Source organism: Bradyrhizobium sp. SUTN9-2 (assembly GCF_003122645.1).
Lineage (GTDB): Bacteria > Pseudomonadota > Alphaproteobacteria > Rhizobiales > Xanthobacteraceae > Bradyrhizobium > Bradyrhizobium yuanmingense.
This window is the reverse complement of record NZ_LAXE01000001.1, coordinates 1,572,738-1,595,706: the sequence shown is the minus strand read 5'-3', so window position 1 is coordinate 1,595,706 and position 22,969 is coordinate 1,572,738. Positions and strand designations below refer to the sequence as shown.

Here is a 22,969-nt window from a genome sequence, read left to right as displayed (position 1 = left end):
CGTCAGGACGCGATCTTCGAGGCCTCGTAAGGCTTCGGCTCGAGGCCGAGGGCCGCCAGGGCGGCGCCAAACGCAACCATCACGGGATGCATCGCGACGACGGCTTTCGACGACGGCAACAAGGCGGCGGCGCGAAGCAGCGACAGCGGCAAGCGGCCCAGCATCTGCGCAAACACCCGCGCCCGCGCTGCTGCGCTCGGGGCGGCTTTGTACTGCACACGATAATTGATCGCGCCGATGCGCAAGCCGCGCTTTGCGATCCAGCCGAGGCTGGTGCGGCTACGCGGCACGGTCTCGGTGATGACGGCCTCCGCCGTCCAGTGGAACAGCATACCGGCGTCACGGCACCGCACGAAGAAATCACAATCGCCGCCGCCAAGAAAATTGAAGCGCAGGTCGAACGCGGGACGGTCGAACCGCTCGAAGGCGGCCCGCGTGATCAGGCAATTGCCGCAGCCGTAGATCAGCGGCACCGCACCGCTGTAGTCGTAGGCGGGACAGAAGGCGGGATGACGCGAAAGCCAGGGCTTGCTGTCGTCGTCGAAGACCGGCAGCACCGGCCCGCCAACCACTTCGGCGCCGGTCGCCTCCGCGGTGCGGACCATCAGTTCGAGCCAGTCGCTTGATGCGATCTCGTCGTCGTCGATCATCAGGAAACGGGTGGCGGCGGGAAACAGCTGCTGCGCCGTCTCGAAGGCAGCATTGATCGCCTGGCAATTTCCCTGTCGCTTCTCGATCAGGCAGACGCCCTGAAGCCTCCCATCGGCCAAGAACTCCGCGGCAACCGGCGCGCTTTCGCGCCGCACCGCATCGTTCTCGACCATGACGACGGCAAAGGAACGCGGGGTGCGCTGGTTCGCGAGCGACTCCAGCGTCAGGCGCAGGTGTTGCGGACGACGGAAGCATGGAACGCAGACGACGATGTCGACCGACAGGTCGATGACGCGAGAGCTCGCCACGATCTCCCGGTTGGGATCGCGCACGGCATCCGCGATCCGGGCCGCAGACAGGTCTGTCGGGATCAATGTCATGAGATCTAGATGTCCGAGATGTATTGAAGAATCCCTGCTTCAATCGCGCGTCCCACGACGGCACATCGCCGCGGGACAGATGCGTTTCAAAATGAACGGCTGCCGCGCGGCACATAGCCACCAAGTTCGCCGCGCGTCGTGCTGCAATTGGCGGTCCATGCGCCGACAACGCTCCAACATGAACAATACCGTAGTTAATGCGCATGCGCATTAACCGGGCCGTAAGCACTGCGACCGGTGAGACGGTGCGGCATCGGATTTGCTCTTCGGGCAGGCGCATTTTTTCCTGTAAATTTGAATAGAACAAGCGCGGTCAGAATCCATGAACAAGCCAGCCCCGATCGATTTCGCGACAGCCACGGCGATCCAATTCCCCGCGGCTGCACCATATGCCGAGGCGCTCCATGATCTCGTTCCGGGCGAAGCCCGCGACAGCCTGCTCGCCGTCCACGACGTGCTGTGCCGCGAGCTGCCGCAGGGCCGCCTCGCGATCTATGAGGCGGGCGGCGGCTCGTGCAGCGTTCTGCCACCGGAATTGCTGAGCCGCAGCAAGGTCACCGTGGTCGACATCGACGAGGACCAGGTCCGCAACAACACCTACGCCGACGAGGCGATCCTCGGCGACGTCCAGACCTACAGCTTCGCCCGCGAGACCTTCGATCTCGTGATCTGCTACAACGTGATCGAGCACTTGCCCCATGTCGACGCCGCGCTCTTGAACTTCCGCGATGCGCTGAGGCGCGGCGGGATGATCCTGATCGGCGCACCGAATCCGCGCTCGCTCTCCGGGTTCGTCACCAAATATTCGCCGCACTGGTTTCACGTCTGGTTCTACCGGCACATCCGCGGCATCAAGGACGCCGGCCTGCCGGGCGAGCCGCCGTTCCCGACGTTCTTCCATCCCTTGGTGACGTTGCCGCGGCTGGAAGCATTCGCGGCCGCCAACGGCCTTGAGATGATCTATCGCCGTGAGGTCGAGAGTCCGCGCTATCCCGAGATGCGCCGGCGCAAGCCGCTGTTTGCGGCCCTGGTCGACGCCGGGGCCGCGGTGCTCAACGCCGTGCTGCCGCGCGGCACCGACGTCCGCCGCGGCGACTATCACGTCATCCTTCGGAGGATCTGACGGCGATGGCACGTGCGCGGCCCATCAACGGACGAACGACGGCTCGCGGCCATGCTGCGCGCGGTAACGAACCGTTAAGGAGCGGGTATCGCGAGGTTCACAGGAAGGCGCCGAGGGATGGCCTACGCTTAAACGCTTTCTTTGCCATTTCGGTGAATAGTCCCTCAATGAGTATGGTTAATTTTCCCTGTTGCGTTGATTGGGCACCTATATCCCGGGTGCGTGGCGTAAAGCGAAGAGTAACCCCTCAGCCCGCGGCACTTGGAATGAAAGCTGGGGATCATGCTTGATTATAACCAGCCGATCGATCGAGCCAGACCGGAGACCTCGCAACGCAAGCCTCAGGCCGGCTTCAACGTGCTGGAGCTCGCCAATCTGCTCTGGCGGCGGAAGGTCGCGATCGCCGCGGCCGCCCTGCTCGGCGCGACGCTTGCCGTCACCATCGGCAAGAGCGTGACGCCCCGCTACACCGCCACCGCTCAGCTCTATGTCGACCCGCGCGAGCTTCAGCTCGTCGACCGCGAGCTCACGCCCCGGGCCCAGGACGTCACCGGCATGGCCATGGTGGTGGAGAGCCAGGCGCGCCTCATCACCTCCAACAGCGTACTGCTCGAGGTGATCCAGCAGGCCGGTCTCGACAAGGATCCGGAATTCGGAGGCGGTGAGGCTGGCAGCCTGATGTCGTCGCTGCTCGGCCTGATCGGCCTGCAACCGCGCGCGCCCTCCGCTGCGGAGAAGAGGGAAGTGGAGCTCGCGGCGCTCGATGCGTTGAACAAGCACATCACGATCCGCAAAACCGAGAAAAGCTTCATCGTCGACATCGAGGTATGGTCGACGGATCCCGCCAAGGCGGCGATGCTCGCCAACACGCTGACCAACGCCTATCTCGCCGAATCCCGCAAGTCGCAGGCTTCGGCGGCACGGCGCGCCACCAACGATCTCTCCAGCCGCCTGAAGGAGCTGCGCGACCGGCTGCGGAACGCCGAGACCGCGCTGGCGACCTACAAGGCCCAGAACAATTTCGTCGGCACCCAGGATGCGCTGATCAGCGATCAGCAGCTCTCCGCCAGCAACCAGCGGCTTTCCGCGGCCCGCGCGGCGACGATGGACGCGCAGGCGCGGCTCGACCAGATCGAGGCGAGCCGCCGCACCGCTGCCGATGCCGGCGCGATTCCGGAGGCGCTGCAATCGCCGACCATTGCGAATTTGCGCGCGCAATATGCCGACGCCCGGAAGAAATATGCGGAGCAGGCCGGTGAGCTCGGCCCGCGCCATCCGGCGCTGCGCCAGACCGAGAAGCAGGTCGAGGATCTCAAGCGCACCATCAACGAGGAGATCGACCGCTTCGCTCAGTCCGCCAAGAACGACCTGACGCGCGCCCGCGATTTCGAGGCCTCGCTCAACCGCGCGCTGGAAGCGCAGAAGCGGCAGAGCGTCCAGCTCAGCCAGGCCGCCGTGCGCCTGCGCGAGCTCGAGCGCGAAGCCGATGCCAGCCGCGACGTCTATCAGTCCTTTCTCAAGCGCTCCCGCGAGACCGAGGAGCAGGAGAGCCTGAACACCTCGGCCGCCCGCGTCATCGGCGAGGCGACGGTGCCGCAGCGGCGCTCGTTCCCGCCGGCCATGAGCCTGTTCGCCATGATCGGCTTCATCTTCGGGGCGATCGCCGCATCGAGCTGGTTCGTCGTGGCAGATTTGCTGTTCGCCGGCGTAACCGCGCCTGCTGCGCCGACGCCCGCCCGGCGTGACCGCTCGCCGGCGCCGCAGGCGTCCCGAGCACCGGAGCTCCCGCGCGCTGCGGAGGTTGCTCCGCCGCGCCAGGCCCCGCGCGCTCCTGAAGCTGCGCCGTCGACGCCGGAACTTGACGCGCCCCCGCTGCAGCCTTCGATGGTCGAGCAGCCAGTGATCGAGAAGCCGCTGATCGCACGCTTCCAGGAGGCCGACGTCATCCATACGCTCGGCGCAATACTTCCCACCGGCGGCGGCGTCGATCTCACACGGCTGGGTTGGCCGACGCTGCGCCCCGGCTTTCCCATGACGAGCTTGCTCAACGCCTGGCGCGACATGCGCGCCGCGTTGACGCGGCGCGCCGGCGGCAAGGCGATGCCGGTCGTCGCGCTCGTCGGCACCGGCAAGACCAGCGGCCGCAGCGTGGCCGCGCTGAACTTCGCGCTGGCGGCCGCACGCGACGGCGCCCGCGTGCTGATGATCGATGCCGACCATCAGGCGCACTCGCTCTCGAACAGGGTCATCCGTCCCGGCAAGAGCGAGCCGAGCAGGCTCGGCTGGCTCTCGATCGGCAGCAAGGACGCGCGCGAGATCAAGACGGTCAACGGCATCTCGGTGCTGCCGGCCGCCGAAGGCGACGCCGGCAAGGCCGCCGATGCCATCCACAAGGCGATTGCGCAGGCCCGTTCCGCGGGAGGCTATGATCTCGTGATCCTCGACGGCCCGGCCATTCCGCTCGCGGCCGGCGGCCGCAAGCTGCTCGACGACATCGACTCGCTGGTGGCCGTGCTGCCGACCAGCCTCGACGTCAACGACAGCCTGGAAGAGATCCTGACCGCGCTCGGCCCGGCCGAGCGCAAGCTCGTCGGCGTCGTGCTCGACGAGCTCACCCCTGCAATGCAAACGCGCCAGCGAGGCAGACAATATGCTTGAGCGCCGCGTCAACCTCGAGGGACGGGCAGCAACTGCCGACGTGCCGAGAATCACCGTTGGCGGACTTCGCATGGCCGCGATCGACCTGGAAGAGACCGCCGATTTCATGATCGAGGCGACGAATCCCGAGCATCGCATCGGCCGTCCGCTGTTCCTGACCTCGGCCAATGGCGAGGTGCTGGCGCGCTGCTCGACCGAGCCGCAGACCGAGCACCTGTTCCGTGCCGCCGATTTGATCAACGCCGACGGACAGCCGCTGGTCGCCGCTTCAAAGCTGCAATCCTGGTTCCCGCTGCCGGAGCGCGTCGCAACCACGGACCTGTTCCACGTCGTCGCGCGCAAGGCCGAAGCCGCCGGCCGCACCTTCTACATGTTCGGCGCAAGCGAGGCCGAGAACGCCGCGGCGGTCGCGAACGTCCAGAAAATGTATCCACATCTCAAGATCGTCGGGCACAGCCACGGCTATCTGCGCGGCGAGGCGCTGCGTGCCAAGGTCGAGGAGATCAACGCCCTGGCACCGGACTATCTGTGGGTCGCGCTCGGTGTGCCCAACGAACAGGCATTCGTGAAGGAATTCACGCCGCATCTGACCAATGTTGGCGTCATCAAGACATCCGGCGGATTGTTCAACTTCTTGTCAGGCAGTCGTTCCCGCGCGCCGCAATGGATGCAGAAGATCGGGCTCGAATGGGCCTGGCGCACCTTGCTCGAGCCGCGCCGTCTGCTCTGGCGTTATTTGACCACCAACCCCCGCGCGCTCTATCTTCTCTTCAGCCGCAACCGGCCCCTCCGTTAAGAGAAGAGCAGAATACGACATGACCGACCGACCGACCGTCCTCGTCACCGGGGGCGCTGGCTATATTGGCTCGCATGCCTGCCGTGCATTGTCCGCCGCCGGCTATCAGCCCGTCGTTTATGACAATCTCTCGACAGGTCATCGCAGCTTCGTATCGGGCCCGCTGGTGACGGGCGATCTGCTCGACGGCGCGGCGCTGGCGCGCGCCTTCGCCGACCACAAGATCACGGCGGTGATGCATTTCGCGGCGGCGAGCCTCGTCGGGGAATCCATGACCGACCCGCAGAAATATTACATCAACAACGTCCAGGGCACGCTGTCGCTGCTGCAGGTGATGCGCAACGCGGGCTGCCATCGCATCGTGTTCTCCTCGACCGGCGCCGTCTACGGCAACGCCGATTCCAAGGCGCTGCCGGAAGACTTTCCTTGCGCGCCGATCAATCCTTACGGCGCGTCGAAATTGATGATCGAGCGCATGCTCGCCGACTACCGCACGGCCTATGGCTTCGGCGCGTTCTGCCTGCGCTATTTCAACGCCAGCGGCGCCGATCCGGCCGGCGGCATCGGCGAGCTGCGCGACAACGAAACCCACCTCATTCCCCGCGCGATGATGGCGCTTCAGGGCCATGTCGAGTTCGCGGTGTTCGGCGACGATTACGACACGCCCGACGGCACCGCGATCCGCGACTACATCCACGTCACGGACCTTGCGGCGGCGCATGTGGCGGCCTTGAGGCTTCTGGAGCAAGGCCATGCCGGCGGCAGCTTCAATCTCGGCACCGGCTCCGGCTTTTCCGTGCGCGAGATCCTCGACGCCATCAGGCAGGAGACCGGGCGCGAGGTGCCGCACACGATCAAGCCGCGCCGCGCCGGCGATCCCACCTTTCTGGTCGCCGATCCCTCTGCTGCAAGAAAGGTGCTGAACTTCGTTCCGCGTCACTCCGACCTACCGACGATCGTCCGCACGGCCTGGGCCTGGCATCAGAAGGCGCATCCGTTCAGGCCGCGTTAGGCAATCGCGGCTCCGATCGCTTGCTTGCCGTGCCCTGCAGCGGCTAGAACGACTTGTCGCGGCTGCGCCGGCACATTGCCGACAGCCGCGCGATCCGCATTGCCGACGGCCATGTCGGCCTTTCATGGTTCGGTTCGCTTGCACGAGCCGATTTTTCCGAGCGACGTGACGATCTAGTCAGCGTGTCGACCCGTCGTCGGACGCGATTCCGGGAGCATCGACCACATGCATCAGGCTGCCCGCCTGGAATTCGAGCGCGTGATGGAGGAGTTCGTCCGCTGGCATGTGGTGCCGGAGAACGAGCGTTCGCCCGCGCCCGCCTGGTGGTGGGGGCCCGCGATGGCCGTGGTCGACGACCAGGAGCCGATGAGCGCAACAAGCTCCTGCGCGTTGAACGTGAGCGAAGGGACGAGCTTCGCCGAGGGCGCGCGCGCCATTCTCGCGCTGTTCACCGAGCAGACGTCACTGACCGGTCCCCAGGACTTTCCGAGCAAGGCCGAGGGGGAAGAGCACGAGGTGCGCGAGCTGCACCCGCAGCCGTCAGACGACAGCGCGTTTCAGCCCTGAGGCTGCGTCTTCGTCGGCCGCTTCCGGCTGGAGCGGCGGCGCGACGGGCAGCGCCATGGGCCGCAGCAGCTCGCCCATCTGCCGCGCCGGCAGCGGCTTGGAGATCAGGAAGCCCTGCATCTCGTCGCAGCCATGGGCGCGCAGGAATGCCTCCTGCTCGGCGTTCTCGACGCCTTCGGCGACGACGGTCATGCCGAGGGCCTTGCCCATGCTGATGATCGCCTGCGCGATGGCCTGATCCTCCGAATCCTGCGGCAGGTCGCGCACGAAGGAGCGGTCGATCTTGATCGTGTCGATCGGGAAGTGCTTCATCAGCGACATCGACGAATAGCCGGTGCCGAAATCGTCGATGGCGAGACGGATGCCGCGGCTCTGGATGGAGTCGAGCACCTTGAGCGCGCGGCCGACATTGCGCATCATCATGCTCTCGGTGACCTCGAGCTGGAGCAGCACCGGCGACATGCCGGAGGCCGCCAGCGCCTCGTCGACGTCCTGCAACAGATGCTCGTCGGCAAACTGCCGCGGCGACAGGTTGACCGCCATCGACAGCGGCAGCAGGCCGCGGCGCTGCCAGGCCATGGCCTGCGCGCAGGCCTCTTTCAGCACCCAGCGGCCGATCGGCACGATCAGCCCGGTTTCCTCCGCAAGCGGAATGAACTGTGCCGGCGAGACGTTGCCGAGATCAGGATGCGCCCAGCGCAGTAGCGCCTCGACGCCCGTGATCTGACCCGTCGCCATGTCCACCTTGGGCTGGTAGTTGAGCGAGAACTGCTCGCGCTCCAGCGCGCGGCGCAGCGCGCTCTCCAGCGACAGCCGCTCGATCGACTGCGTCTTCACCTCGTTGGAGAAGAAGCGATAGCCGTTCTTGCCGTCCTCCTTGGCGAGGTACATCGCCATGTCGGCGTTCTTGGTCAGCGTCTGCGCGTCGGAGCCGTTGGCTGGATACATCGCGATGCCGATCGAGGCGGTGGAATGGCACTCGTGGCCGGCCAGCTGCATGGGCTCGGCGAGCGCGGCGAGCAGCCCGGTGGCGATGCGCTGGACGTCCTCGATCTCGCCGCACTGGTCGAGGATCACCACGAACTCGTCGCCGCCGAGCCGCGCGACCACGTCGCTCGCCCGCAGGGCGCCGCGCAGACGGTTCGCCACCTCGAGCAGGAGCAGGTCGCCCGCCTCGTGACCCAGCGAATCGTTGATGACCTTGAAGCGGTCAAGGTCGATGAACAGCACCGCAAAGCGGTGATCGTGGCGTTGCGCCGCATCGATCGCCTCGCGCAGCAGGGCGTTGAAGGTCTCGCGGTTCGGCAGATCGGTCAGGCTGTCGTGCGAGGCGAGGTATTCGATGCGCTCGTCAGCCTTGTTCTTCTCGTCGGCGCGATCGAAGTTCTCCATCGCGAAGGAGACGTTGTCGGCGAGGCGCTGCAACAGCTCGACGAATTCGGGCGTGAAGGTCGCCGGTTCGGTCGACATGTAGATCATGACGCCGACCGCCTGGTCGTGCACGATGAGCGGAAACGCGGCGCCCGACCGCGCGCCGTCCGCGCGCACGATGGGGTGGAAGACACGGACGCGGTCGTCGTTGAGATAATCGTTGCTGATGCAGGGCTGGCGCGTGCGGAACGCCGTGCCGCTCATGCCGCGCCCTTCCGGCCGTTCGGGATCGACGGAAAGACGGACATTGCGCGTGGTGCCGGCGGAGGGACCTGCGGCGGCGACGATCTCGAGCTGGTCCGTGCCGGGTCTGGCCAGGGCAATCGTGGTCGAAGTGAACTTGGCGCCGTTCGACGCCGCAAGGCAGACGAGGTCGAACAGCTCGGCCCGCGACTTCGCGCGCATGATCGCCTCGTTGGTCGCGCTCAGCGCCGCGAACATGCGCGTCAGGCGCTCCTTCTGCGCTTCGGTGCGGGCCTTCTCCTCGGCGCGCTCGAAATTGTCGAGTGCGAAGGAGACGTTCTCCGCGAGCCGCCCGAGCAGCTCGACCAGATCGGGCGTGAACGTATTCTCTTCCGGTGCGAGGAAAAGCAGAATGCCGACCGGTTCCCGTCCCGCTCTCAGAAGCGGGAAGCTCGCCGCAGCCCGCGTTCCATCCTCGATGGCCTGCGCGCGCCAATATGCGGAGCGCGGCTCGTTCAGATAATCGTTCATCACACTGGGCCGGCACGTCCGCAGCGAGGTGCCGATGATGCCCTGGCCCTCGGGATGGTCGGCGGAAATGATGCAGGTACGCCCGCTCATGCGCTCCTGCAAGCGTCCCTTGACGGCAACGACGCGGACGAGTTCGCGTGCTTCGTCGATGATGCCGATCGTCGCCGAGGCGAACAGGTCGCCGAGCACGGCCGCCTGGCAGGCCGCGTCGAACAACTCCTCGCGCGTCTTGGCGCGCATGATGGCTTCGTTGGTCGCGCTCAGCGCCTCGAACATTCCGCTCAGACGATTGCGCTGCTTGTCCGCCCGCGCCTTCTCATCGGCACGGTCGAAGCTTTCGAGCGCGAAGGCGACGTTGGCCTGAAGCTTGCGCAGCAGCTCGACGAGCTCCGGCGTGAAGGTGCCGCGCTCCGGGGAGTTGAACAGAAAGACGCCCTCGACCCGGTCGCCGTTGAACAGCGGCAAGGCCGCGGAGGATGCGATGCCGGTGCGGCGGGCGCTGGCCTGCCAGGGCGCAATGCGGTCGTCGGCGAGCACGTCGTTGCTGACGGCGGGCTGGCGCGTGCGAAACGCGGTGCCGGTCAAGCCGCGCCCTTCGGGCACCTGGTCGGAGGTGGAGAACGTGAAGTTGCGAACCTGATCCGCATTCGGGCCGTAGCAGGCGACGACGCGCAGCAGCCCGGTCCGATCGTCGACCAGCGCGACGGTGGCTGAGGTGAACTTTGCTCCCGTTGCGGTCGCCTCGCAGACGAGGTCGAACAGCTCAGCCCGCGACCGTGCCCGCAGGATCGCCTCGTTGGTGGCGCTGAGCGCTGCATACATGCGCGCCAGGCACTCTTCTTCGGCGGAGATCCGGGCTTTCTCGGCCTCGCGGCCGAAATTCTCGATCGCGAAGGAGACGTTCTCGGCCATGCGCAGCAGCAGCGCGACGATCTCCTCGTCTTTGGCCCAGGACCGGCTGATGAAGAACAGCAGCACGCCGACGCTCTCGCCGTGCCTGATCAACGGCGCGACCACGCAGGCGGCGACGCCGGTGTTGACGTTGGCCTGCTCCCACGGCGTGCCCCTGGTGCGGCTGGCGAGATCGTCCTCGACAATGGCTTTCTGCGTCCGGAACACCTCGCCCGAGATACCCTTGCCGTAAGGATTGTCCGGATCGACCGAATAGCGTGCCTGGGTGACGAGATCGAGGTTCTGCCCGGTGGCGGCGACAGGCTTCATCCAGTGCGAGTCCGGCTCGCGAAGCAGCACGATGGTCGCCAGCGACTTGCCGCTGTGGACCGAAGCGTCGCACACGAGCTGGTATAGCTCCCGCTCGGTCTTGGCGCGCAGGATGGCTTCGTTGGTGGCGCTGATGGCGCCGAACATGCGGTTGAGCCGCCGCGTCGCCCGCTCGCTGGTCTGCCGCGCGGTCTCACGGGCGAAATTGTCCAGCGCGTAGGAAATGTTCGCCGACATGCGCTCGAACAGTGACACCATCTGCTCGTTCAGCGAGTTGGCCTCGCTCCGCGTCACATACAATACGCCGACGCTCTGGCCATTGCAGAGCAGCGGCAGCGCCGCGGCCGCACCGATATGCGCCTTGGCGGCGCCTTCGCGCCACGCCAGCGAGCGCGGATCGTTCAGATAGTCGTTGCTGACGCACAGCTTCTGATCGCGAAACGCCTCGCCGCCGACGCCGGCTCCTTCTGGCGTGCCGGCTTCCGTCGTGATCACGATCGAGCGGAGCCGCGCAACGTCATCGCCACAACCGGCCGCGTAGCGCAGCCTTCGGCCGTCCGGCTCGACCAGGAAAACGGCAACGGCCAGAAAATCCCCGCTCGAAAACCCGGCGTCGCAGACCTTCTGGTACAGCTCCTCCGGCGATCTCGCGTACAGGATCGCTTCATTGATGGCGCTCAACGCCGCAAAGGTGCGCGCGAGTGTCGTCGGCACGATCTCAGCTCCCGGGCATTTCTGCCTATTTATCCCGGGGCCTTTATGCGCGGCGATCGCCTAAGTGGTCGTTATTGCGCGGCGCAAACCGTCGATCAAAGTGAACGAGCTGCGAACGAGCGCGACAAAACTGACCGGAATACCGCTGCGACGCCGAACCGCCGACGAATGGCATGTTCCGTCTACCAGTTTGCAGCCTGTGTTGGTTTACGGGAGGTAGATATCGCGGTGCCGTAGCACCTCCTTCAAAACGGCAGCGCCACGCTGGTCTTGATCTCCTTCAGCACCACGTTGCTGCGGACGTAACGGATGCCGGGGATGCGGAACATGAACTCGTCGAGGAAGCGGTTGTAGGCCGCAATGTCCTGCACGACGACGCGCAAATGATAATCGGCGTCCCCGGTGGTCGCAAAACACTCCAGCACCTCGCGGCGCTTCGTGACCCTCGCCACGAATTCATCGACGAACTTCGCATCGTGCCGCTCCAGCGAGACGTGGAGGATGGCGGACATCGCAAAGCCTGCCCGTTCGCGCGCGACCAGCGCCGCATAGCCCTGGATGACGCCGCTCTCCTCCAGCGCCCGCACCCGCCGCCAGCAGGCCGAGGTGGACATGCCGACCCCGTCGGCGAGTTGCTGGTTGGTGGCGCGGCCATCTCGCTGGAGATGGGCGAGAATGCGGGTGTCCTGCTCTTCGATCATGGGAGGCTCCAATTCGAGCAGGTCTACCAGATTGGGCGCCTGCATGCAAAATTCTACCGGATTTCCATAACAGAAGGGATGAATAGGTAAGACCTACCAGCGGCCCGGGCATAACCTTCCAGCACTGGGCAGGATGCCGCGCGAGGTCCGCCATGGACGCCATTCCGTCAATCGACACGTACGAGCTCTCCGATCGCTATGAGCGCGAGGAGGGCCGCGTCTTCCTCACGGGCACGCAGGCCATCGTCCGCATCGCGTTCGACCAGGCGCGACGAGACCGTGCGGCCGGGCTCAACACCGCCGGCTTCATCTCCGGCTATCGCGGCTCGCCGCTCGGTGGCATCGATCTCGAGCTCTGGCGCATCCAGCAGCGGCTCAAGCGGGATCACATCGAATTCCTTCCCGCCGTGAACGAGGACCTCGCGGCGACAGCTGTACTCGGCTCGCAACAGGTCGAGACGCAAGGCGACCGCGAGGTCGATGGCGTGTTCGGGCTCTGGTACGGCAAGGGCCCGGGCGTCGATCGGTCCGGCGATGCGCTCAAGCACGGCAATGCCTATGGCTCCTCGCCGCATGGCGGCGTGCTGGTGGTCGCCGGCGACGACCATGGCTGCGTCTCCTCCTCGATGCCGCACCAGTCCGACGTCGCCTTCATGAGCTGGTTCATGCCGACGCTGCACCCCTCGGACGTCGGCGAATATCTGGCGTTCGGCGAATATGGCTACGCGCTGAGCCGCTTCTCCGGCATGTGGGTCGGCTTCAAGGCGATCTCCGAGATCGTGGAATCAGGCGCATCCATCGCGCTACGCCCGCCGCGCGTCTTCCGCACGCCAGACTTCACGCCGCCGCCGGGCGGCCTGCACTATCGCTGGCCCGATTTGCCGGGCCCGCAGATCGAGGAACGGCTGGAAGCGAAGAAGCACGCGGTCTACGCCTTTGCCAAGGCCAACCCGATCGACCGGCACATCTACGATATCCCCAGCGCCACCTACGGCATCGTCACCACCGGCAAGGCGCATCTCGACCTGATGGAAGCGCTGCGGCTGATGGGCCTCGATGAAGCGGCCTGTCGCCGCATCGGCATCGACGTCTACAAGGTCGGCATGGTCTGGCCGCTGGCGCTGCACGACGCGATGGAGTTCGTGAGAGGCAAGCGCGAGATCCTGGTGGTCGAGGAGAAGCGCGGCATCATCGAGAGCCAGTTCAAGGAGTATTTTTACGACTATCCCGGCAGCAAGCCCGAGCGCATGGTCGGCAAGCACGACGAAACCGGCGTACGGCTGATCTCCTGGATCGGCGAATTGTCGCCTCGCGCGCTCGCGAACGTGCTCGCGCGCCGGCTCGATCCGATGTTTCCGGGTCTCAATCTCGCCGCGCGCGCGGCCGCCTTGATGCCGGAAGCCGCGCGAACGATCAATGTCAGCGGCGCGACGCGCACGCCCTATTTCTGCTCGGGATGTCCGCACAACACCTCGACCAAAGTGCCGGAAGGATCGAAGGCGCTCGCCGGCATCGGCTGTCACTTCATGGCGAGCTGGATGGACCGCGAGACCTCCTCGCTGATCCAGATGGGCGGCGAGGGCGTGAACTGGGCTGCTTCATCGCGATTTACCGGCCGCAAGCACGTGTTCCAGAATCTCGGCGAAGGCACCTATTATCACTCCGGCTCGATGGCGATCCGGCAGGCGATCGCGGCCAAGGCCAACATCACCTATAAGGTCCTGTTCAACGACGCGGTCGCCATGACCGGCGGCCAGCCGGTCGACGGGCCCGTCAGCGTCCATGCCATCGCCCACAGCGTCCGCGCCGAGGGTGTCGAGCGCATCGCCCTGGTGTCGGACGATCCCGCGCAATTCAGGCCGGCCGACCTGCCATCCGGCGTGACCATCCATCCGCGTGAGGAGATGGATGCCGTGCAGCGCGAGTTGCGCGAGCTTGCCGGCGTCTCGGTCCTGATCTACCAGCAGACCTGCGCCACCGAGAAGCGGCGCCGGCGCAAGCGCGGGCAGATCGCCGATCCCAAGCGGTTCGCCTACATCAACGACCTCGTCTGCGAAGGCTGCGGCGACTGCTCGGTGGAATCCAACTGCCTCAGCGTCGAGCCGAAGGAGACGCCGTTCGGCCGCAAGCGGCAGATCAATCTGTCGGCCTGCAACAAGGATTTCTCCTGCCTCAACGGCTTCTGTCCGAGCTTTGTCACGGTCGAAGGCGCGACGCGGCGGAAGAAGAGCGCGAGCCGGATCGATGCGGCCGGCCGCGCCGCCACGCTACCCCTGCCCGCGCCCGCAACGCTCGAGCGGCCCTACGATCTCTTGGTGACCGGCGTCGGCGGCACCGGCGTGATCACCGTCGGCGCGCTGATCGGCATGGCCGCGCATCTGGAACGCCGCGGCGTTTCGGTGCTCGACTTCACGGGCTTTGCGCAGAAATTCGGGCCTGTGCTGAGCTACATTCGCCTGGCCGCGAGCCCTGAGGCGCTGCACCAGGTCCGCATCGACCAGGGCGCGGCCGATGCGCTGATCGGCTGCGACCTCGTCGTCAGCTCCTCGCCCAAAGCCTCAGGCACATATCGCCGCGGCACCCGTGCCGCCGTCAACACCGCGGAAATGCCGACCGGCGACGTGGTCCGCTTCCGCGACGCCGATCTCGCTGCGCCAAGCCGCCTGCGCGCAATCGGTCAGGTCATCGGCGAGCACAATCTCGACACGTTCAATGCCAATGCGCTGGCCGAACGCCTGCTCGGCGATGCCGTCTACGCCAACATCATCATGCTCGGCTTTGCCTGGCAGCGCGGTCTCGTCCCTGTTTCGCTGCAGGCGCTGCTCCGCGCGATCGAGCTCAACGGCGTCGCGGTCGAACGCAACAAGCAGGCCTTTGCCTGGGGCCGGATCGCCGCTGCCGATCCGGATTTTCTGCCGAACTCGGACAAGGCACCTGAAGCCGAGACGCTCGACCAGATCATTGCCCGGCGCGCCGAGTTCCTCACGGCCTATCAGAACGACGCCTACGCGGCGCGCTACCGGGCGATGGTCGGAAAGGTCCGCAATGCCGAGGCCAAGCTGAACAGCGAGGCGCTGACCGAGGCGGTCGCTCGCGGCCTGTTCAAGCTGATGGCCTACAAGGACGAGTACGAGGTGGCGCGGCTCCACATGCGAAGCGGCTTTCTCGACGAGTTGAAGCGTGAATTCGAGGACGGCTTCAGCATCCAATACCACCTCGCCCCGCCGTTCCTGAAGTCGCGGCGCGATGCACGGGGACGTCCGCGCAAACGCGCCTTCGGCCAGTGGATTCAGGTGCCTCTGGCCATGCTCGCGCGCTTGAAAGCACTGCGTGGAACGCCGTTCGATCCGTTCGGCTACACCGCGGAACGGCGCGCCGAGCGTGAACTGATCGCCTGGTATGAAGGCCTGGTCGAGCGGATGCTGGGCGAGCTCGATGCGGCGCATCTGCCAAATCTCGTGGCGATCGCCAAAGGCCCGATGGATATCCGCGGCTATGGCCCGGTGAAGGACATCGCGATTTTGAAGGTGAAGGCCGACGTCGAGCGGCTGCTCGCCGAACTGGACACGCCATCGCCGGCAAGGATGCACGCCACCGGTTGACGCGGCGCCGCGGACGCTTCAGCCTCTGCTCCTTAAGGGACGCTCTGATGGCCTCCTGCGATCGGGTGATGCATCATGGATTTCGACCAGTTGACACTGACCGAGGCCGCGGCCGGCCTCGCCGCCGGGACATTCACGAGCACCGCACTCACCCGGGAAGCCCTGGCCCGCGCCAAGGCCAACGCCGAACTCAATGTCTTTGTCACCCTGGACGAAGCCGGCGCCTTGAAGGCCGCGGCCGCGTTCGACGCGGCAGGCGACAAGACAAAGCCGCTCGGCGGCGTACCCATCGTGATCAAGGACAATATCGAGGTCGCGGGACTGCCCTGTAGTGCCGGCACACCGGCGCTGAAGGATTACATTCCGAAGGCCGACGCGCCTGTCGTGACAAAGCTGCGCGATGCCGGGGCGGTCATCATCGGCAAGACCAGCATGCACGAGCTCGCCTTCGGCATCTCCGGCTACAACACCGCGTTCAAGACCGGCGCCGAGTACGGCGTGCGCAACGCCTATGATCGCACTTTGATCGCCGGCGGCTCCTCGTCAGGCACGGGCGCGGCGATCGGCGCACGGATCGTCGCCGGCGGGCTCGGCACGGACACCGGCGGATCGGTGCGGGTGCCTGCCGCCCTGAACGGATGCGCCTCGCTGCGCCCGACGGTCGGCCGCTACCCGCAAGACGGCATCGCACCGATCTCGCACACCCGCGATACCGCAGGCCCGATGGCTGCGACCATAGCGGATGTCGCGCTGCTCGACCGCGTCATCGCCGGTGGCGATGCGCTTGCGCCGGCGGATCTGACGCAGGTCCGCGTCGGCCTCGCGAGATCGATGCTGGCCAATCTCGATGCCGACACCGAGGCCGCGTTCCAGGAAGCCGTCGCGAAAATGAAGGTGCAAGGCGTCACGGTCGTCGGGATCGAGATGCCGCAACTGGCAGAGCTCGACGCCCAGGTCAGCTTTCCCGTCGCGCTGTACGAGGCCTATGACGATCTGGTCGCCTATCTCAGGCACACCGGCACCGGCCTCTCCATCGCGGCACTGGCGGAGCAGATCGCCAGCGCCGATGTGAAGGGCACCTATGACGGCTTGGTGATCCCGCGCAAGCTGCCTGGTCCCGACGGCACCCTGGTCGACGCCAAGCCGATCTACGACGCCGCGATCGCGATTGCGCGCCCCGCGCTGCAGGCGCTGTACGCCAGGAGCTTTGCCGACAACCGGCTCAATGCGATCGCCTTCCCGACCACGCCGCGCGTCGCCATTCCCTCCAATCCGGAGTCCAGCAGCCTCGAGAATTTCGGCCTGTTCATTCAGAACACGGACCCAGGCAGCAATGCCGGGATTCCCGGCATCCAGATCCCGATCGCGCTCGGCGCCAGCAGCAGATTGCCGATCGGGCTTGAGCTCGATGGCCCCGCCGGCAGCGATCCCCGCCTGCTCGCGATCGGCATGGCGCTCGAGGCTGCGTTCGGGCGCTTGCCGCCACCGGCTCGCTGACGGACTCCCTCCGGAAATGCTGGAAGGTGGCGCCTCGTTCGTTCGGCCGGCTGGACAAGGCGGGGAGGTCCGATCCCGTTCATCGTGGTATTTCGATGGGGGTGGGCGTACCTTCCTTATCGCTGTCGAATACGATCAGGACCCGCAGTCCGGCGGAAGTCGCGCCCAACGGCAGCAGTCCCTCCGGCTTTCGCTTTGGATCGAACGGGAGTTCCTTCAATAGCCGTACGGTCTCGGACGCTCCGTCCCAAGAATATATTGCGTAGGCTCCCGGCCCGTCCGCAACAGGACCGGCCAGGATGAGGGTGCGATCGCCGAACGCGGCGAGATCGCGTACACCCCTGTTGTCACCGAGCGGAAGTCGGAACAGCCGGTGAGTCGTGCTTTTTCGATCACCGAACAGCGCGTCTATCTCTACCGAGAGGACGACGGCGCGATTGTCGTTCAAGACGGGGCCCCGGAATCCCGCGAGCAACGTCCGATCGTCCTTGATCGCCAGGCCCTCGATGGTCAAGCCGTTCTTCTCCAGCCTGATATCCATGAACTCGAGAAGCGCAGGTTCGGCCGCGATGACCTCTCGCAATTGCCCTGTACGCTCGATGCCCGACGCATTGCCATCTGCCCCCGTCGTGCGGAACCGAACGATCTGGCTGCTTGCGGCAATCCTCGCCCGAATCTTATCGGCATCTTTCTTGGGGTCGAGCTTGTGGTCCTTGTCCCGCGGATGGCCATGCGAGCCGATGACGTAATACTGCCCTTTGGAGAAGGCGACGCCCTCGCCATCAAGTTCGAGCGCCTTGCCATTGAACGTGTTGTCGATCAACTTCACGGGGCTGCCGGCGACGAGCTTGCCGTCGGTCAATTCGATGAATTGAGCGCCCTGGAGATTGTCGTCGATAACGAGGCACGAACGGGGAAACCCATCAGCGGTCGTGCAGGCGATGCCGCTGACATCCTTCGACTTGCCTCCGTCCTTGCCGATCAGCTTGTTCTTGACCGGCCACACATCGTCGGCCGCAGCAGGAGAAGGCTGCACGCCACCCGCCATCACGAGGCCGAGCAGCAAAGTCGCAATCCATCCTGTTCTGGCAATGGTCATCGAAGCCTCCCTAGAGCCGCAGTCGGGCCAGACCAAGCCATCCAGCTCCATCACAGGATGATGCCGCCAATCCCTTGCGAAGCTCTCACGCAAGCGAACGTTGACCGGCTTGCCCCCGGTCGATCGGTCAAACATGGAAGAGCAACAGATGGAAGAGGAGAAGCTAGAAAGCTGGCCTGGACGAAACGTCGTATCAAAAAAGGATCGAACCGAATGCCTCGGTCCCAAATACATCATTCATATCTCAGGTTGTATTGTTGCAGGCAACTCGGCGTTGTCAACACGCTTTCTGCCGCACGTGGAGCCGGCGGTGAAAGGTCTCATGAATACGGGTTGATCAGCTTCTGCTGCTCGGCGCTGTGGTGCACGAGCAGGTCGATGAAGGTCCTCACTTTCGCCGACAGATGATGACGATGCGGATAGACCGCGTTCATGGAGAGCTCGACCGTCCGATATTCCGGCAACAGGCGCACGAGGCGGCCAGCTTCGAGATCATCCTGAATGAGGAACCCCGCCATCAGGCAGATTGCGGCGCCCTCCAGCGCGACCTCGCGCAGCGCTTCTCCGCTATTGGTGACGAAGCTGCCGGAGACGCGCACCGAGGCCGGCGTGCCCTTGCGATCGAGGAAGCGCCATTCGTCGCCGAACGGATAGTTCAAGTGCCGACCACAATTGTGCCCGGTGAGCTCGTCGAGCTTCTGCACCCGGCCGTGCTTCTCGATGTAATCGTGGGAGCAGCACAGCACGTGGCGCCAGGTGGCAAGGCTGCGCACGATCAGGCTTGAATCCGGTGGCTGTGTCATGCGCAGGGCAACGTCATAGCCTTCTTCGATGAGGTCGACCTCGGCCTCGCCCATGCGCAGATCGATCTTGAGCTCCGGATAGGTCGACAGCAGTTTGGCCGCAATGGGCGCGACGAACGGCACCATGTGCGTGGCGACGTGAATGCGCAGCGTGCCGCGCGGCACCGACTGCAATTCGCTCGCGATGTCGTCGGCCTGTTCGATATCGGCGAGAATCTGGACGCAGCGGTCGTAATAGGCCTTCCCGATCTCGGTCAGATTGACCTTGCGCGTGGTGCGGTGAAGCAGCCGCACCCCGAGCCGGTCTTCCAATGCCTGCACGTGATTGCTCACCATGGTGGTCGACATGTTGAGCTTGCGGGCTGCTGCGGAGAAGCCGCCGGTCTCGACCACCCGGCTGAACACTTCGAGGCTGGTCAATCGATCCATGGCTTTCCTTGACTGGGATGTGCGCCTCAGCAGCAATCGCGCGGCAATCGCGCTTGCGTAGCCGCTCGCCTGACCCGGTAGACATCACGAACCAGGGTGACCGCTCAGATTATCCACCTTGAATGGATAATCCTTCCAGAATCTAGCCAATTATCATCCGGGCCAGCAAGACCGATAGTCTCAGCGAGCCGACAGGAGACTGCAATGTCCGAAATGCCCCGCACCGAGACCTTCCAGCAAGCCACTGAAATCACGCGCGATTACGCCAAGGCGCCGCCCGCTATGCCGGCCCGGAACAGGGTCCGGCGCGCGGCCTTGGTGCTCGCGCTGCTCGCAGGCACTGCAACCATGGCCTACTACGGACACGATTACTGGACCAACGGCCGCTACCTCGAATCCACCGACGACGCCTATGTGAAGGCGGACTCCACGATCGTCGCGCCGAAAGTCTCCGGCTACATCGCCAAGGTGCTGGTCGGCGACAATGAGAAGGTTCGGGCGGGCCAGCTGCTGGCCAAGATCGACGACCGCGATTTCAAGGCGGCGCTCGACCAGGCGAAAGCCGACGTCGCTGCCGGCGAAGCCTCGGTCCGCAACATCGACGCCCAGCTCGAACTGCAGCAGCCGATCATTGAACAGAGCACCGCCGACGTCGCCGCTGCAGAAGCCAATCTGAAATTCGCGCAGGAGGAGCGCGCCCGCTACGACGACCTCATGAAGTCGGGCTCCGGCACGATCCAGCGCGCGCAGCAGACCGACGCGGCGCTGCGCGCCAGCAGCGCGCAATTGCAGCATGCCAAGTCCGGCCTCGTCGCCGCGCAGCGCAAGGTCGACGTGCTCACCACCCAGCGCGCCCAGGCCACCGCCCAGCTCGAACGCGCCCGCGCGGTCGCGCAGCAGGCGGCGCTGAACCTGTCCTATACCGAGATCACCGCGCCGGTGGACGGCACGGTCGGCGCCCGCAGCTTGCGTGTCGGCCAATACGTGCAGGCCGGCACGCAATTGATGGCGGTGGTGCCGCTCGACGCCGTCTACGTCGTCGCCAATTTCAAGGAGACCCAGCTCACCAATGTGCGGCCGGGCCAGCCGGTCGAGCTGCACGTCGACAGCTTCCGCAACATCAGCCTGCGCGGCCATGTCGACAGCCTGTCGCCGGCGAGCGGGCTCGAATTCGCGCTGCTGCCGCCCGACAACGCCACCGGCAATTTCACCAAGATCGTGCAGCGCGTTCCGGTGAAGATCGTCCTCGACGACCACAGCCTCACCGGCTTGCTGCGGCCCGGCATGTCCGCGGTGCCGACCGTCGACACCAAACAGGCGGTGCTGGCCGAGCGCGAGACGGCCAAGCGCCTTGCCGACAATACGTCCCGCGCGAATGGGGGTTGAAGCCATGGGCACGCTCCAACCGGCCCTCAACGCTACCTCCGCCAATCTCCCCGCCGCTGCTGCGCCCACGGCGGTGTCCACAAAGACCTGGATTGCGGTGATCGGCGCCACCCTCGGCGCCTTCATGGCGGTGCTGAACATCCAGATCGTCAACGCCTCGCTCGCGGACATTCAGGGCGCGATCGGCGCCGGCATCGACGACGGCGGCTGGATCTCGACCTCCTATTTGATCGCCGAGATCGTGGTCATCCCGCTGTCGGGCTGGCTCGCGCAGGTGTTCTCGATCCGCATCTATCTGCTCACCAACGCGATCCTGTTCCTGGTTCTGTCCGCGGCCTGCGCACTGGCGCAGGATCTGTCGCAGATGATCGTGCTGCGCGCTATCCAGGGCTTCACCGGCGGCGTGCTGATCCCGATGGCCTTCACGCTGATCATCATGCTGCTGCCGCGCGCCAAGCAGCCGGTCGGCCTTGCGCTGTTCGCGCTGTCGGCGACTTTCGCGCCGGCGATCGGCCCGACCATCGGCGGCTATCTCACCGAGAATTTCGGCTGGCAATACATCTTCTACGTCAACCTGGTTCCCGGCGCGATCATGGTCGGCATGCTCTGGTACGCGCTCGAGCCCAAGCCGATGAAGCTGGCGCTGCTTCGCGAGGGCGACTGGGCCGGCATCATCACCATGGCGATCGGCCTGTCCGCGCTCCAGACCGTGCTGGAGGAAGGCAACAAGGACGACTGGTTCGGCTCGCCGTTCATCGTCAAGCTCTCGATCATCGCCGCTGTTGCGCTGACGGCATTCCTGATCATCGAGCTCACGGTGAAGAAGCCACTGCTCAATCTGCGTCTGCTCGTGCGTCGCAATTTCGGCTTCGGCATGCTCGCGAACTTCCTGCTCGGCATTGCACTCTACGGCTCCGTGTTCATCCTGCCGCAATATCTGGCGCGTATTCAGGGCTACAATGCCGAGCAGATCGGCATGGTGCTGGCCTGGACCGGGCTGCCGCAACTCGTGCTGATCCCACTGGTGCCGCGCCTGATGCAGAAGTTCGATGCGCGGATCATCATCGGCGTCGGCTTCGTTCTGTTCGCAGCATCCAACTTCATGAACATCAACATGACCAACGACTATGCCGCCGACCAGCTGCTGTGGCCCAATATCGTGCGCGCCATCGGCCAGGCGCTGGTGATGGCGCCGTTGTCGGCGGTCGCGACCGCAGGCATCGAAGCGGAGAATGCGGGCTCGGCCTCCGGCCTGTTCAACATGATGCGCAATCTCGGCGGCGCCGTCGGCATCGCGCTGCTGCAAACCGTGCTGTCCAAGCGCGAGCAATATCACTCCAACGTGCTGATGCAGTCGGTCTCTGTGTTCGAAGAGGCCACGCGCACGCGGCTCGAGCAGCTCACGCAATATTTCGTCAATCACGGCGTTATCGACCGTGCGGACGCCGCGCATCGCGCCTATGTCGCGATCGGCCATACCGTACAGAAGCAGGCCTTCATCTTCGCCTTCAGCGACACGTTCTACCTGCTCGGCATGGCGCTGATCGTCGCTCTCATCGCCGTATTCTTTCTGAAGAGGCCTGGCCAGGTCTCGGCCGGCGGAGCCCACTGATCAACCAACGAAAAGGAGAACGACCATGAAGCCCCGCATGAACTACTATCAGGCCGCACCCGATACGATCAAAGCGCTGATGGCGCTGGAGGCGCAGATCCAGTCGACGGGCCTGGAGAAATCGCTGATCGAGTTGGTCAAGATCCGGGCCTCGCAGATCAATGGCTGCGCCTTCTGCATCAACATGCACACCGAGGACGCCCGCAAGCGCGGCGAGACCGAGCAGCGCATCTACCTGCTCAATGCCTGGCGCGAATCCCCGCTCTATTCCGACCGCGAGCGCGCCGCGCTGGCCTGGACCGAAGCGGTGACGCTGATCTCAGAGACGCATGCGCCCGACGAGACTTACGAACAGGTCCGTGCGCAGTTCTCCGAGGAGGAGACGGTGAACCTGACCATGCTGATCGGTGCCATCAATGCCTGGAACAGGATCGCGATCGCATTCCGCGCCGTGCATCCGGTGAAGGTGAAGGCGTCAGTGGCTTAAACCGACGGCAACGGACAGTCTCGTAGGGTGGGCAAAACGTACGCGCGCCCACCATTCTTCAGCAAAAACGTGAGAAGGCGTGGGCA

Annotated in this window: 16 protein-coding genes; 11 read left to right on the top strand and 5 right to left on the bottom strand. The window is 65.2% G+C overall.

Annotation, left to right across the window (positions count from 1 at the left end; genetic code table 11):
• Nucleotides 1–2: 2 nt before the first annotated feature.
• Nucleotides 3–1,031: a glycosyltransferase family 2 protein gene (locus tag XF30_RS07495; RefSeq protein WP_109142330.1), complete on the bottom strand. Its 1,029-nt coding sequence runs from the start codon at nt 1,029–1,031 to the stop codon at nt 3–5.
• 322 nt (nt 1,032–1,353) lie between these two features.
• Here XF30_RS07495 and XF30_RS07490 point away from each other — a divergent pair, with 322 nt between their 5' ends.
• From XF30_RS07490 to XF30_RS07470, 5 genes are all read left to right on the top strand, one after another.
• A complete protein-coding gene (locus XF30_RS07490) occupies nt 1,354–2,154 on the top strand; it encodes a class I SAM-dependent methyltransferase (RefSeq protein WP_109142329.1) in 801 nt (266 codons plus the stop codon).
• Between the two features lie 282 nt (nt 2,155–2,436).
• Complete coding sequence (locus XF30_RS07485; protein ID WP_109142328.1) at nt 2,437–4,812, top strand: exopolysaccharide transport family protein; 2,376 nt, start codon at nt 2,437–2,439, stop codon at nt 4,810–4,812.
• Nucleotides 4,805–5,608 (top strand): WecB/TagA/CpsF family glycosyltransferase, encoded by an 804-nt coding sequence (locus tag XF30_RS07480; protein ID WP_109142327.1) that lies wholly within the window; start codon nt 4,805–4,807, stop codon nt 5,606–5,608. The genes XF30_RS07485 and XF30_RS07480 overlap by 8 nt, the downstream gene beginning before the upstream one ends.
• Nucleotides 5,609–5,627: 19 nt before the next feature.
• Nucleotides 5,628–6,620: a UDP-glucose 4-epimerase GalE gene (gene galE / locus XF30_RS07475; RefSeq protein WP_109142326.1), complete on the top strand. Its 993-nt coding sequence runs from the start codon at nt 5,628–5,630 to the stop codon at nt 6,618–6,620.
• Nucleotides 6,621–6,845: 225 nt separating this feature from the next.
• Entirely contained in the window at nt 6,846–7,187 is a 342-nt protein-coding gene (locus tag XF30_RS07470) for a hypothetical protein (protein WP_109142325.1), read from the top strand.
• Here XF30_RS07470 and XF30_RS07465 read toward each other — a convergent pair.
• The gene (locus tag XF30_RS07465) at nt 7,161–11,267 is read right to left on the bottom strand and encodes a bifunctional diguanylate cyclase/phosphodiesterase (protein ID WP_192893062.1); all 4,107 of its coding nucleotides are present in this window, start codon (nt 11,265–11,267) and stop codon (nt 7,161–7,163) included. The two genes, XF30_RS07470 and XF30_RS07465, sit on opposite strands and share 27 nt — an antisense overlap.
• 245 nt (nt 11,268–11,512) lie before the next feature.
• A complete protein-coding gene (locus tag XF30_RS07460) occupies nt 11,513–11,968 on the bottom strand; it encodes an Lrp/AsnC family transcriptional regulator (protein ID WP_109145613.1) in 456 nt (151 codons plus the stop codon).
• Between the two features lie 152 nt (nt 11,969–12,120).
• On the opposite strand from XF30_RS07460, the gene XF30_RS07455 reads away from it, so the two are divergent.
• Together XF30_RS07455 and iaaH are read left to right on the top strand one after the other, a co-directional pair.
• A complete protein-coding gene (locus tag XF30_RS07455; protein WP_109142323.1) occupies nt 12,121–15,570 on the top strand; it encodes an indolepyruvate ferredoxin oxidoreductase family protein in 3,450 nt (1,149 codons plus the stop codon).
• 75 nt (nt 15,571–15,645) lie between these two features.
• Nucleotides 15,646–17,067: an indoleacetamide hydrolase gene (gene iaaH / locus XF30_RS07450; protein WP_109142322.1), complete on the top strand. Its 1,422-nt coding sequence runs from the start codon at nt 15,646–15,648 to the stop codon at nt 17,065–17,067.
• A 79-nt stretch (nt 17,068–17,146) separates the two neighbouring features.
• Here the strand turns inward: iaaH and XF30_RS07445 are convergent, their stop codons facing one another.
• Nucleotides 17,147–18,166, bottom strand: coding sequence for a DUF3616 domain-containing protein (locus tag XF30_RS07445; protein ID WP_158284334.1), 1,020 nt, complete (start codon nt 18,164–18,166; stop codon nt 17,147–17,149).
• Between the two features lie 133 nt (nt 18,167–18,299).
• Between XF30_RS07445 and XF30_RS37990 the strand changes: the two genes are divergently transcribed.
• The gene (locus tag XF30_RS37990) at nt 18,300–18,503 is read left to right on the top strand and encodes a hypothetical protein (RefSeq protein ID WP_158284333.1); all 204 of its coding nucleotides are present in this window, start codon (nt 18,300–18,302) and stop codon (nt 18,501–18,503) included.
• Here XF30_RS37990 and XF30_RS07440 read toward each other — a convergent pair.
• Nucleotides 18,487–19,398 carry a LysR family transcriptional regulator gene (locus tag XF30_RS07440; RefSeq protein ID WP_035997299.1) on the bottom strand — a complete coding sequence of 304 codons (912 nt, stop codon included), beginning with the start codon at nt 19,396–19,398 and terminating at the stop codon, nt 18,487–18,489. The two genes, XF30_RS37990 and XF30_RS07440, sit on opposite strands and share 17 nt — an antisense overlap.
• A 204-nt stretch (nt 19,399–19,602) precedes the next feature.
• Here XF30_RS07440 and XF30_RS07435 point away from each other — a divergent pair, with 204 nt between their 5' ends.
• From XF30_RS07435 to XF30_RS07425, 3 genes are read left to right on the top strand one after another with little or no spacing between them, the layout of a single operon-like run.
• Nucleotides 19,603–20,784 (top strand): HlyD family secretion protein, encoded by a 1,182-nt coding sequence (locus XF30_RS07435; RefSeq protein ID WP_109142320.1) that lies wholly within the window; start codon nt 19,603–19,605, stop codon nt 20,782–20,784.
• 4 nt (nt 20,785–20,788) lie between these two features.
• Nucleotides 20,789–22,396 (top strand): MDR family MFS transporter, encoded by a 1,608-nt coding sequence (locus XF30_RS07430; protein ID WP_109142319.1) that lies wholly within the window; start codon nt 20,789–20,791, stop codon nt 22,394–22,396.
• A 25-nt stretch (nt 22,397–22,421) separates the two neighbouring features.
• Nucleotides 22,422–22,883, top strand: a complete 462-nt coding sequence (locus XF30_RS07425; RefSeq protein WP_035997291.1) for a carboxymuconolactone decarboxylase family protein — start codon at nt 22,422–22,424, stop codon at nt 22,881–22,883.
• Nucleotides 22,884–22,969 lie beyond the last annotated feature (86 nt).

Coding starts and splice junctions, on each gene's coding strand:
- XF30_RS07460 (WP_109145613.1), bottom strand. CDS start 11,968: ATGATCGAAGAGCAGGACACCCGCATTCTCGCCCATCTCCAGCGAGAT.
- XF30_RS07485 (WP_109142328.1), top strand. CDS start 2,437: ATGCTTGATTATAACCAGCCGATCGATCGAGCCAGACCGGAGACCTCG.
- galE (WP_109142326.1), top strand. CDS start 5,628: ATGACCGACCGACCGACCGTCCTCGTCACCGGGGGCGCTGGCTATATT.
- XF30_RS07480 (WP_109142327.1), top strand. CDS start 4,805: ATGCTTGAGCGCCGCGTCAACCTCGAGGGACGGGCAGCAACTGCCGAC.
- XF30_RS07470 (WP_109142325.1), top strand. CDS start 6,846: ATGCATCAGGCTGCCCGCCTGGAATTCGAGCGCGTGATGGAGGAGTTC.
- XF30_RS07495 (WP_109142330.1), bottom strand. CDS start 1,031: ATGACATTGATCCCGACAGACCTGTCTGCGGCCCGGATCGCGGATGCC.
- XF30_RS07490 (WP_109142329.1), top strand. CDS start 1,354: ATGAACAAGCCAGCCCCGATCGATTTCGCGACAGCCACGGCGATCCAA.
- XF30_RS07440 (WP_035997299.1), bottom strand. CDS start 19,398: ATGGATCGATTGACCAGCCTCGAAGTGTTCAGCCGGGTGGTCGAGACC.
- XF30_RS07445 (WP_158284334.1), bottom strand. CDS start 18,166: ATGACCATTGCCAGAACAGGATGGATTGCGACTTTGCTGCTCGGCCTC.
- XF30_RS07455 (WP_109142323.1), top strand. CDS start 12,121: ATGGACGCCATTCCGTCAATCGACACGTACGAGCTCTCCGATCGCTAT.
- XF30_RS07425 (WP_035997291.1), top strand. CDS start 22,422: ATGAAGCCCCGCATGAACTACTATCAGGCCGCACCCGATACGATCAAA.
- iaaH (WP_109142322.1), top strand. CDS start 15,646: ATGGATTTCGACCAGTTGACACTGACCGAGGCCGCGGCCGGCCTCGCC.
- XF30_RS07435 (WP_109142320.1), top strand. CDS start 19,603: ATGTCCGAAATGCCCCGCACCGAGACCTTCCAGCAAGCCACTGAAATC.
- XF30_RS07430 (WP_109142319.1), top strand. CDS start 20,789: ATGGGCACGCTCCAACCGGCCCTCAACGCTACCTCCGCCAATCTCCCC.
- XF30_RS37990 (WP_158284333.1), top strand. CDS start 18,300: ATGGAAGAGCAACAGATGGAAGAGGAGAAGCTAGAAAGCTGGCCTGGA.